Below are 11469 nucleotides of genomic sequence, written 5' to 3' on the forward strand. Positions count from 1 at the left end.
GGGATTTTGATATGGCAAACAAAGCATATAAGTTCCGTCTATATCCAACACCAGATCAAGAGCAACTTCTTATGAAAACTTTCGGTTGCGTTCGTTTCGTCTACAATCAAATGTTGGCCGAATGAAAGGAAACGTATAAGCAATTCAAGGATAACAAAGAAGCATTAAAGAAGCAAAAGTTCCCTACTCCTGCTAAATACAAAAAGGAGTTTGTATGGCTCAAAGAAGTAGATAGCCTTGCATTGGCAAATGCGGGGCTTAATTTGCAGAAAGCGTACAAAAACTTTTTTTCAGGTCGTGCTGAATTTCCAAAGTTCAAAAGCCGTAAGACGAGACAATCTTACACAACCAATGTGGTCAACGGAAACATTATGCTTTTGAAGGGCTATATCAAATTACCAAAATTGAAACTTGTAAAAATGAAACAACATCGGGAGATTCCGTCACATCATATCATCAAGTCTTGTACGGTTTCTCGAACTAAAACTGGAAAATATTATGTTTCTATTCTCGCTGAATACCAACATGAGCCTATACTAAAAGAAGTACAAGCTGTTGTTGGTTTGGATTTTTCTATGAATGGCTTATTTGTTGATAGTGAAGATGGAAAGATAGCCAATTATCCTCGTTTCTATCATCAAGCCTTGGAAAAATTAGTGAAGGAACAGCGTATTCTATCACGCAGAAAGAAAAGCTCTAATCGTTGGCATAAACAGCGCCTGAAAGTAGCGAAGCTATATGAAAGAATTGCGAACCAACGAAAGGACTTTCTACATAAAGAATCGTACAAATTGGCGAAACTATATGATTGCGTGGTTATCAAAGATCTTAACATTAAGGGAATGTCACAAGCCTTCAATTTCAGTAAAAGTGTTGCTGACAATGCATGGGGCATGTTCACGACATTTCTCCAATACAAGTTAGAAGAGCAGGGAAAAAAGTTTATCAAAATAGATAAGTGGTTTTTATCATCCCAAACTTGTTCTTGTTGTGGTCAAGTAAAGGAGTCTCTATCTCTTTCGGAGCGCACATTCTACTGTGAGTGTGGTTTTATGGCAAACAGGGATTGGAATACTTCTATCAATATCAAGCGTGAAGGGTTACGATTGTTAACATAAGCATATATAGAGCAAGGAACAGGCTCGATAGCTAAGTAAATTTCGTACCATTAGGTACGATTACCTTAGAAGCCCCCACCTTTAGGAAAAGGGTTCTGTTGCAAAGTTTTTAAAACTAAGCTAAACTTTTGCAAAACAGAGTGAGGAGAATCATAAATGGGATATTTTAAAGGAAAACAATTCAGGAAAGATATTATTTTAGTAGCCGTCGGCTACTACTGTCGTTTTTCTTTAAGTTATCGAGATATATCTGAAATTTTGAAAGAACGTGGTGTATCGGTCCATCCCACAACCATCATGCGATGGGTTCATGAATATGGAAATCTCATTTATCAGATTTGGAAGAAGAAAAATAAAAACACATTGTTATCTTGGCGTTTGGATGAAACCTATATCAAGGTGAAAGGGCAATGGTGTTATTTATATCGAGCAATTGATAAAGAGGGACAAACACTTGATATTCAACTTCGTCAAAAACGGGACACACAAGCAGCATATGCTTTTATGAAAAGACTTGTTCGAACTTTTGGAGAACCAACGATTCTGACAACAGATAAGGCCCCTTCTTTAGCTTCCGCATTCAAAAAATTAAAGGAGATAGGTCTTTACAAAAATACCTTTCATCGTACAATCAAGCACCTCAATAATATCATTGAGCAAGATCATCGACATGTGAAACGTCGATTCTCCCGTTCTTTAGGGTTTCAAAGTCTTCGCCATGCCTCACGTACTATTAAAGGTATAGAAACTGTTCATGCCATATACAAACAAAAACGAAGTCTTCAACCAAACTTCGTTTTTTCGACGTATAACGCATTACATGAATTATTAATAGTTTCATAAAACTGGTCCACAATATTCTCCATCTCTTTATGTCTTCGGAAACTTTGCAACAGAATCCTTATAGGTGTCTACTCTAAATATTCTGGTGAGTTTCTGAACGGAGATAAAGCTCAGACTATCACTCATTTTTTTCAATGCAAGCCAATTGATGGGGAACTTACCGCAGATGGTATTGAGACTTTAGATTTAAAATACTTCCCAATAGACCAAACACCGAAATTATTCATAAAACAACACGACGATGCCTTAGAAGATTGGCTTTCCAAAAGAAAAGGTGTATTTAAATAAAAACACCTTCAAATTAATTATCCATAATCTTTAACTAACGGGCGCGTTAGTTAAATAAATTAGGTCTTGATAAGATTTTAAGGGTTCTTCTTTTCTAGTGTTTTCTGCTCTTGATTATTGGATGTTTGTTCATCCCATTCTTTTTCTATTTTTCGAAACCATTTACCGTTTTTACTTAAATAATATCTCTTTACTTCCCCATACGGAATCCAAATTTCACATTCTTCTATTCAATCCATTACTTCACTAAGAATCATTACTGTCAAAATGAGAATATAGAACTCTCGTAGCACATCGACCTCAGAAGAGGGGAAGAATCCCTTTGTGAAAGTATGTATTTTGTCTATTAATAAATACGGTACATGAAATTATTTATATGCATCTTAAAAAAGCTCCTCTAAAAGGAGCCGATTATTTTACAAGTTGATTCTCTAATTCCTCTCTTATAATCTTTGTACCTGCTAAGCTTAGCGTAATCTTTCCATCTGCTAAAGTAATATTTTTATCAGATACTTCTCCTGTTATTGCAAAAACACCATGCGCTTCGTATTTTTTTAAGATGATCTTTTCACCTTTTACATAGATCTCTAATGGCGTCTTTTCTTCAATTTCCAGCGTGCGTCTTAACTCCATTGGTATAACGATACGTCCTAATGAATCTAATTTCCGAGTTACTCCTGTTGATTTCATGAAACCTCTCCCTTATGTAAAGCGATAATAAAGTTATTGAATTTTGTTATGAAATACATATGAGCCTTGCACATTTTATTGTAGCAAGGCCCTTTGAAATTAATTGAAAATTCATTCTCTATACCACGATCGCGCCCTTTTATGGAAGAAGGGAATATTTTAATTTATTTACTCGTTATTACCATTATTGTTGACTTGACAAATAGTTAGATGCCACTTTGTTTAGAAAATAAGTGTAACCTACTTGCCATTGTTCAAACATGTTTCTGTGAAAGTCGTCTACAATAAATAGCTCAGTTTGATTTAAGAAATCGTGTGGTGTAGATGGATGACCATCTTTTTCTAAAAAGGATAGATATTTTTTCACCCGTTCGAAAACCTTTGGGTCGTTTGCGGAGACACCTTCTTGTAAGAATTTAATCATATCTTCATTAAATGATTTTGCTTCAATGGCGGAATCATTCATTGATTCTACATCAATAGTTTGATTCGTCAAATCAAAATCATATTCTTTTTTCAAATGTTCGTTTTGACCCTTTAATGCTTCTTGCCATTCTTCTTCAGTTTTAAAACCCCTAAACATTGATGCCATATCTAAATCGACTCCTTCTTTAGTATTTTTGATGGAGAAATTGATCGTATCAATTAGTTCTTTAAATTGATTGATCTTTTGCTCTAGTAAATCCCTTTGCTTAATCAACGTATTCTCTCTGTCGATATTACCATCTAATAATTGTTTAATTTCCTTAAGAGGAAAATCCAGCGCTTTGTAAAAAAGAATATGCTGTAGTCGTTCTAAATCCTTTTTTCCGTATAAACGATATCCAGCTTCTGTCGTTTGCTCTGGAATCAAAAGACCTATCTTGTGATAATGGTGTAACGTCTTTACTGTTGTATGGGATAGTTTTGCAACTTCATTAACGGTATACAGTTCTATTTCCTTCTTTCCATGCTCTTTATACTAAAGTATCCTCTAAGGTAAGAGTCAACACTAAAAAAGGCTATATGTTTTTGTAGATCATATAGCCTTTTTAATTAAGTTTTCTTGCCTTGATTTTAAAAAAATATGGTCGTTTAATGGAATAAGATGATTTGCGTTTTTAAACATCTTTATTGTAAATGTAACGATTTTATTTATAATTAAACGACTTTATTGTTATTTAACACCTTATATATTTTAAGCTCTATAATTTCATACCCTATGCCGTTTTCTCATTGTAACAGGCTTTCTCCGTACATGAAAAACATTATGATCCAAAAACTTCCGACCAGAAACAAGATGTTTTTACACTTTTGCTTAAAGGAAATAAACCTACCTTCCATTCACATACTCTTTTCTTTTTAGATTTTATACCATCCCAAAAGGTCCACCTTTTGGAACTATATCGATTATGTACGATGTACACCCTATACATGTGGGATTAACATAAAATCTTATTACAGAAAGAAACACAACAACACCTATTTGATTAGGTGTTGTTGTGTATTATTTTATGAAAGCTAACCTTGGATTAAATTGGAACTCTTCCGTATAAATCGCTTCACGCCTAATATGATGAGTGATACAACGATGCCTCCAACAATAATCATACCGACAGCAACAAATAATCCACCAAGTCCGAGCACTGAGTCTTGGTAGGTTACAATTGGAGGAACATCATATCCATTTTGGAAGATAACAAATCTGGCAATTTCTAAGTATGTAAGGTGAAAACCAATTGCTGTCCAAAGACTCCCAGGCCAGAGCCGAAGCAACTGCAAACATATCCCAAAGCATAAAATTAATATGATATAAGAAAGGTCAATAGAGTTTCCAGGGGAAAGTCCAACGATAGCTTGAATCTGGTTAACTGCTATAGGGATAGATAAAAATAACAAAGTTTGAAATAATACTGCTAGCCAAGCAATGAAACGATGGCGTAATATATCATATATCATCCCTCGTAATGCCAATTCCTCTGGCAAAGCTTCATAAAAAAAGGCAATGACCATATTTATTAGTAGCGCTGTAAACCAATAATTGGGCGCATGCCATTTTTCAATGACGATCCACCCTTGGAAAGAAGCAATTATAAATCCTAACGAAGCGAGTAAAGTGGCCAAAAGGACTCCTGTTATAAAATGATAGGCATTTTCCCATGAATAAACCGGCTTTTTCGGTTTTATACCCGTGAGCCGGTAGACACGCTGATATAAATATAGAATAGTCGGAACCACCAATCCACTCATTACGATCCCCTGAATTAACAATTTAATATTTCTAGATAAGTTGAACTGTTGTTCAGCAATTGTACCAGAAAGAGAACCTAGGAACAGACCGGTAGTTAATGTTGTCCATCCTGCTATTAAAAGAAATATCCATCTCATATACTGTTTGCCTCCTATATAGTGATCTACCTTATGGACCTAATTAAGAATAACGCCCCTTCCTGATAATCATATATTCCTTCACAGTGCCCACCATTTTCATAGGGTGATCTTAGTTGATTGATTATTTAATATCTAATCTAGCTTATATTCACTCAAATTTCGTCTAATTTCTTTCTCGCTTTTGAGTATTAGTTTACATTCATCTCTCAATAACATTGAATATATTTCAATTATCATAATATCCTCAAAAACAAAAAGAAAAGTATACATTCAAAATACTGAAAATAATAGGATTACTGAAAATTTTCCAATATACTTAACCAAATAATTTACGTATGATTTTTATCCAACCTAAATTAAGAAAATCCTATAAGAATTGACCACAAAAATGCTAAACGGATACTTCTTGGAATTGATATTCATAATTTAAATATTTTCCAAGGTAAATCATCTTTTTCGCTTTTCATTATAGTTACCAATTTAATAAATTTTACTATAATTAGAATAATTTTCAATTATATTTGTTCAATTAAAATAATCTTTTTTATCGGAAGTCAAACTAAAAAAGCCTTATTCAACTCGCATTGAATAAGGCTTTGTGTTTCTCTTCATTTTTTGTTTTGCACAAAAACATCAATAGCTTCTATAGCTTTTTCTGTCCCGCCGCTTTTTTGAAAACTTTCATTAATTTTTTTGATACCCTCTTTATAGATTTCGTTGGTCAGCACTTCTTTAACGGCATCCTTTAACGTTTCAGGTTTCAAATTATCCTTTGATACTCTGTAGCCGGCATTAAGCTCAGTCAGACGCTGCGCCACTGTAGGCTGGTCCTTGTCATGCGGGATAACAACCATTGGGATATTGAAGTGGATCGATTCATTCACGCTGTTCATACCGCCATGGGTAATAAAGACATCCGTATGCTCGAGTACCTTTAATTGCGGTACATATGAAGAAATGATAAAGTTCTCGGGAGCTTCTTTAATTTTTGTCATATCTACTCTTTCACCGGCAGCGATGACAACTTTTCCTTTGAAATCAGAGAATGCATCAATACATGTATTAAAAAACTCCTCTGTACGGTCAAGAACCGTCCCCATCGAAATATAAAGGACTTGTTCATCCTCTAATGCTTCAAAGGGAAAGCTACCCGTATAAGCCCTCTTTGGGAATGTCGGTCCGATAAAGATATTTGAATCATCGAATTTTTCGCTATTAGGCTGAAAATACCGGCTCGTAAATACAATCGTTAATTCCGCCGCATTATTCATAAACTGAGCCGAGCTCTCCGGCTCTACGCCATAACATTCTTTCATTTGTACCATTAACTTTTCAGCTTCTTCATCAGGTTTAAATCCGGATTCTGGAGATAAAGGCATGTTTTTAAGAAATTCTTTGGGAAACAAAAAGGATGCTGAAGAGCAAACTCCCGGAATTTGCAAGTAATCTCTCACTAGTTGCCCTGCTCCAAATTTTTCATAAAATACAAAGTCAAAATCAATATCCTGAGATAACTGTTTTGTGATATCTAAAGCGTCAAATGAAGTTTGAATTTGAATTTTCAGAAAGGCATTTAAACCGGCATTCGAATACGGATCAATGGATGCTTTACTCAATAAATCAGGCTGAAGATGAACCGTTGCGCCAACTTTTTCTAAACGTTCTTTAAATTTTTCAGTTGTAATATAGTGAACACTGTCTCCTATTTCCGCAAAAGCTTTTACAATGCCCAAAGTAGGATTGACATGCCCTTCTGCTGGAAAATTAATCATTAAAATGTTTGCCATCCGAATAACACTCCTTGTCTCAATACTTGCAACATATTAACTCTCTTACTGCTTTCTCTTTGACTATTAAGGATACAAATAATCCCCCGCTGCTCTAGCCATTGATTCTACCTGCAAAACCCGTTCAGAAACCCCTTGAACCTTAAGCTTTATATTTCACCCCCCATTTGTTAAATATTAATTAAATGATAACAAAAAAAGGAATTTTCAAATCATACTTAATAATGAAACTGATTCATACTTTAGACCTATTTTATTTATATAAAACCCGAAATCGGAAGTAAATGTATCTAGAATTCTTTGAAATACTTTTCAATTATGATTTTAGCTCTACTCTCAAGTAAAATAGGGAGGTTTTTCAAAGAAAAATATTTCAAAGCAATACTTTCTCCATCTTCCATACTTAAATTACCTGAAATTCCTTTTGCTTTATACAGACCAATAATATTGTATACTTCATCCCCATGTGGATATTTGTAATAAAAATCTTCGCCAGAGAGAACATCTATTAGTTCAAAACTTTCAGCTAGCAAGCCTGTTTCTTCATAGAGTTCTCGTTTAGCTGCTTCTTCAAAGGATTCCCCTAATTCCATTGCCCCTCCTGGTAAACCCCAGTCGTTTGTATCCGAACGTTATTGAAGCAATAAATCTTGTTTTTCATTAAAGACAATTATTGTAGAACCAGCTACAATAATTGGTCTTGTACCTATAAATTCCCTTAATTCTTTTACATAATCAGCCATGTTTTTTCTCCCTCCCATAACAAAATATTACCATGTTTTAGGAGGGAAATTTTATGGGTTTTGGCTGACTTATTTATGTATATTTCATACATGCTCGGTTAACATAACGCATCATTAACGGAACCAAACCTAAATGAAACCCTTTGGGCACCTAAGAGTTTCAACTTATCGTCATTTTTCGTTTATTTTAGATTATTATACAGCGTTGATGAATTAACATTTTCGGCTTCTGAAGAAACATGGCAGCTGCATTAAAAAAGTGGGGTTTTATGAAACCCCTTACTCCACAAAATGGCCGGATTGTGGAATAGAATGACCCGCATTTTTTTAACAACTTTATTATTTTTTAAACGACTTTATTGTAAATTAAACAACTATTTTGTCACTTAACAAAATAGGTTATTCTTGCAGATAGTTTTATATTTATATTCACTTTTAATTAACTATAATAAAATGAATTTCATATTATAACGATTCTGATACAAAGCTTACATACATTAGCATTAGAACTGAAAAAAGCACCTAATTTTAATTAGGTGCAAAGTAACTATAGTAGTAATTTTTGTATTTCTTTTGTACTGAGACCAGTGAATTTTGCAATGTCTTCTAACGGCATACCATTTTTATACATACCACGAATTAATTGGATTTTTCCCTGTTCAATACCTTCTTCTCTACCTTTTTCTAATCCTTCTTCTCGCGCATGGGCTATTTTAGCTTGTTCATCTAAAAGTATTTTTTCACGAGCTTCATAAGCTGTTCGGAAAGAAGAATCATGGCTCATATTTTCCCATTTATTGATTGCTTTTTGTAAAATTGGATCTTGATTCATCGCAATCTCCTCCAATGTCTGAGTTAAGTGTTCATCTTCATGGGCTGGCAACAATAACATCCAACGGACAAACATATTTTCCCATGGGTTTACTTTTTCTTCACGCCATTGCTTCACTAATTTTGGAATCTCCACAAAATGGATTTCGATATCATCACTTAATATCTTTTTCGTTTTGGAATTCCATAATTGACCGATGGTGTGAAATGATTCGTCATAAGAAAATAATATGAAATCTAACAAGTTAATAGTGATTGTTTTTCGAAGTGAACGATATGGCATCCCTTCTTGCATTTGGGATGTATAGAGTTTACTCCAATAATATAAAGAGCGTTTTACCATATCATGTGTATTTCGAAGCTGAATTTCTATATTCACTTGTGTTCCGTTGTTTAGTGTTGCTAATAAATCTAAAATAGATAACTTATCATCTTCATAAGATTTATGAAGGTGTGGATCTTCAAGTTGTAATGATGAAATAGGGGTATCTAAAGATTCTTCTAAGATGGCGTTTAGGAATCCGATTAAAATTTCTTCGTTCCCCTTTGTTCCGAATAACTGTTTAAAAGCAAAATCAATTCGTAAATTTACTAATTTGGTCGACATGGGTTTCCTCTCCCTGTCTTTCTTTTCTTAACTATATTTTATAAGATAGCCCCCTACACATGCAAATGCTACTGTTATTATTATAGGTTTAATTCATTGTAGCTTCTTTATCCTGCAGCATCTGTTTATTTTTTTCGTGTGTATCTATACAGCATTGCTTGACTAATACCAGTCATATTCACAATTTCCTTTATGCTGTATTCTTTAGAATCATATCACTTCAATAAATTATAGAGGAAATATTATAATTATATTGAATATAATAATTTGTTTTTAATTGTATTTTTAAGGAGGCGTTGTCGATGAGAAGTTATTTATACTTAATTGGGCGAAAAAACAAGGGGATAACGTTTCAATAGCCCATAAAATACGTGGTTCCCATTCAATATTAAAGGGAGAGTACCAGATTGAAAAAAATTTATTTAAAGCCTATTGACAAAAGTAATTGGGAAGAAGCAATTAGATTATCTGTTAAAGAAGAACAACAAACATTTATTGCATCCAACCTTTATTCTATCGCAGAAGTTCAATTTCTAGATAATTTCTATGCAAAAGGTATTTATCTTGATAATAAAATGATAGGATTTACTATATTTGGGATAGACCCTGATGATAATAATTATTGGATTTATAGACTTATGATTGATGAAGAATTTCAAGGAAAAGGTATAGGTAAGCAAGCTATATATCTGGTTATTGAAGAGATAAGACGAAATAATAATGCAAACATTTCTTTAATAATGATTGGATATGATCCTGAAAATCTTACAGCAAAATTTGTATATAAAAAGGTAGGATTTATTGAGACTGAATTATCATCTTGGGGTGAACAATTAGCTAAGTATTCCTTGTAAGTACTTGAAAATGACTTTTAGACTTATTAAAGTAAAGGGCCCGATTGTGGAGCAACATAGATAGGAAATAATCAAACTTTTTTATAAAAGAATGAACCAACTGAAAATATTAAGAGCGTGTTTTGATCAATCTTTTTTTCAAAACACGCTCTTTTCTATGAACATTTATTAAGGTTATTAGTATCAATTTGATCAAACTTTATTTAAAAACAACAAAATGACTACTGAATTTTTTGAACTACTCACCACTTAGCTGACGTTTGAAGTGGGAGCTTCTTGGGAAGTAAGTACTTTTACTAGCTATGTTTACCAAGGTTCTGTTGCAAAGATTTCTAAACTGAGATAACCTGCAGAAAAAGTGTGAGCAGGAGAATGATATATGGGGTATTTTAAAGGAAAACAGTTTAAAAAGGATATTATTTTGGTAGCCGTCGGCTACTATTGTCGTTTTTCTTTAAGTTATCGTGATGTATCTGAAATCTTGAAGGAGCGTGGTGTTTTGGTTCACCCAACAACCATCATGCGCTGGGTTCATGAATATGGAAATCTTATCTATCAAATTTGGAAGAAGAAAAATAAAAACGTTCAATTATCTTGGAAACTAGATGAAACCTATATAAAAGTCAAAGGAAAATGGTGTTATTTATATCGTGCAATTGATAAAGGCGAATTGATAAAGGCGGGCACACATTGGATATTCAACTTCGTAAAAAACGGGATCATCAGGCTGCCTATGCCTTTATGAAAAGATTGGTCAAAATCTTTGGAGAACCAGCGGTTCTCACTACAGACAAAGCACCAGCATTACTTTGCGCATTTAACAAATTAAGAGAACAAGGCTTTTATATAAATACAACTCATTGTACAATCAAGCATTTGAACAATCTCATTGAACAGGACCATAGGCATGTGAAGCGACGTTTTTCCAAATCCGCAGAATTTCAAAATCTTCGCCACGCTTCCCGTACCTTGAAAGGCATCGAAACCATTCATGCTTTATATAAACGAAACCGAAGTCTTGGCTCAGACTTCGGTTTTTCGACGTACAATAAATTACAGGGGCTACTAACAACCGCATAAAATGTACAACTTTTTGTTGACACCACTTAACCTTAACAAAACTTCGCAACAGAACCATAAATCACTTCCTTTTTAAAAGGATGGCTTCATATATGTGCGTTACAGAAATTCAAATTAATTTTATATCTTGTCTTTATTAAATTGCATTTACAATAGAAAAGGTGCATATTTACATATCAATGAAAATATACACCTTTCCTCAGCAATATCATCAAAGTATTAGCATCTGGTACAAAAACTTCAGATCATTTACACTAT

General features: G+C 33.7%; 7 protein-coding genes and 6 pseudogenes. 5 read left to right on the plus strand and 8 right to left on the minus strand.

What is annotated here, in order from left to right; all coding sequences use genetic code 11:
* The first annotated feature begins 11 nt into the window (after positions 1–11).
* The 3 genes and pseudogenes from KFD70_RS24580 to KFD70_RS24590 form a co-directional block, all read left to right on the plus strand.
* Positions 12–1118: pseudogene (locus tag KFD70_RS24580) on the plus strand (RNA-guided endonuclease TnpB family protein).
* Between the two features lie 156 nt (positions 1119–1274).
* Entirely contained in the window at positions 1275–1961 is a 687-nt protein-coding gene (locus KFD70_RS24585) for an IS6 family transposase (protein ID WP_431613445.1), read from the plus strand.
* Positions 1962–2018: 57 nt separating this feature from the next.
* Positions 2019–2249 (plus strand): annotated as a pseudogene (locus KFD70_RS24590) (NUDIX hydrolase); the annotation flags it as partial.
* Positions 2250–2326: 77 nt separating this feature from the next.
* On the opposite strand, the pseudogene KFD70_RS24595 reads toward KFD70_RS24590, so the two are convergent.
* The 8 genes and pseudogenes from KFD70_RS24595 to KFD70_RS24630 form a co-directional block, all read right to left on the minus strand.
* Positions 2327–2479 (minus strand): annotated as a pseudogene (locus tag KFD70_RS24595) (transposase); the annotation flags it as partial.
* A 181-nt stretch (positions 2480–2660) separates the two neighbouring features.
* Positions 2661–2939: an AbrB/MazE/SpoVT family DNA-binding domain-containing protein gene (locus KFD70_RS24600; protein WP_336454665.1), complete on the minus strand. Its 279-nt coding sequence runs from the start codon at positions 2937–2939 to the stop codon at positions 2661–2663.
* A gap of 184 nt (positions 2940–3123) precedes the next feature.
* A complete protein-coding gene (locus tag KFD70_RS24605) occupies positions 3124–3876 on the minus strand; it encodes a MerR family transcriptional regulator (RefSeq protein ID WP_431613449.1) in 753 nt (250 codons plus the stop codon).
* A 563-nt stretch (positions 3877–4439) separates the two neighbouring features.
* On the minus strand, positions 4440–5306 hold the full coding sequence (locus KFD70_RS24610) for a CPBP family glutamic-type intramembrane protease (protein ID WP_336454161.1): 867 nt from the start codon (positions 5304–5306) through the stop codon (positions 4440–4442).
* A gap of 611 nt (positions 5307–5917) precedes the next feature.
* Positions 5918–7096: a macrolide family glycosyltransferase gene (locus KFD70_RS24615; RefSeq protein WP_336454160.1), complete on the minus strand. Its 1179-nt coding sequence runs from the start codon at positions 7094–7096 to the stop codon at positions 5918–5920.
* A gap of 290 nt (positions 7097–7386) precedes the next feature.
* Positions 7387–7839 (minus strand): annotated as a pseudogene (locus KFD70_RS24620) (NUDIX hydrolase).
* 547 nt (positions 7840–8386) lie between these two features.
* The gene (locus KFD70_RS24625) at positions 8387–9277 is read right to left on the minus strand and encodes an Rpn family recombination-promoting nuclease/putative transposase (protein WP_336454159.1); all 891 of its coding nucleotides are present in this window, start codon (positions 9275–9277) and stop codon (positions 8387–8389) included.
* Between the two features lie 131 nt (positions 9278–9408).
* Positions 9409–9492, minus strand: a pseudogene (locus KFD70_RS24630) (recombinase family protein); the annotation flags it as partial.
* A gap of 192 nt (positions 9493–9684) precedes the next feature.
* On the opposite strand from KFD70_RS24630, the gene KFD70_RS24635 reads away from it, so the two are divergent.
* The gene (locus KFD70_RS24635) at positions 9685–10131 is read left to right on the plus strand and encodes a GNAT family N-acetyltransferase (protein ID WP_336454158.1); all 447 of its coding nucleotides are present in this window, start codon (positions 9685–9687) and stop codon (positions 10129–10131) included.
* 379 nt (positions 10132–10510) lie between these two features.
* Positions 10511–11211: pseudogene (locus KFD70_RS24640) on the plus strand (IS6 family transposase).
* The last annotated feature ends 258 nt before the right edge of the window (positions 11212–11469 follow it).

This window comes from Bacillus pfraonensis (assembly GCF_050768835.1).
Lineage (GTDB): Bacteria > Bacillota > Bacilli > Bacillales > Bacillaceae_G > Bacillus_A > Bacillus_A pfraonensis.

Excerpts from the sequence above, each read along its gene's own strand:
- KFD70_RS24585 (WP_431613445.1), top strand. The coding sequence starts at position 1,275 with ATGGGATATTTTAAAGGAAAACAATTCAGGAAAGATATTATTTTAGTA.
- KFD70_RS24600 (WP_336454665.1), bottom strand. The coding sequence starts at position 2,939 with ATGAAATCAACAGGAGTAACTCGGAAATTAGATTCATTAGGACGTATC.
- KFD70_RS24610 (WP_336454161.1), bottom strand. The coding sequence starts at position 5,306 with ATGAGATGGATATTTCTTTTAATAGCAGGATGGACAACATTAACTACC.
- KFD70_RS24615 (WP_336454160.1), bottom strand. The coding sequence starts at position 7,096 with ATGGCAAACATTTTAATGATTAATTTTCCAGCAGAAGGGCATGTCAAT.
- KFD70_RS24625 (WP_336454159.1), bottom strand. The coding sequence starts at position 9,277 with ATGTCGACCAAATTAGTAAATTTACGAATTGATTTTGCTTTTAAACAG.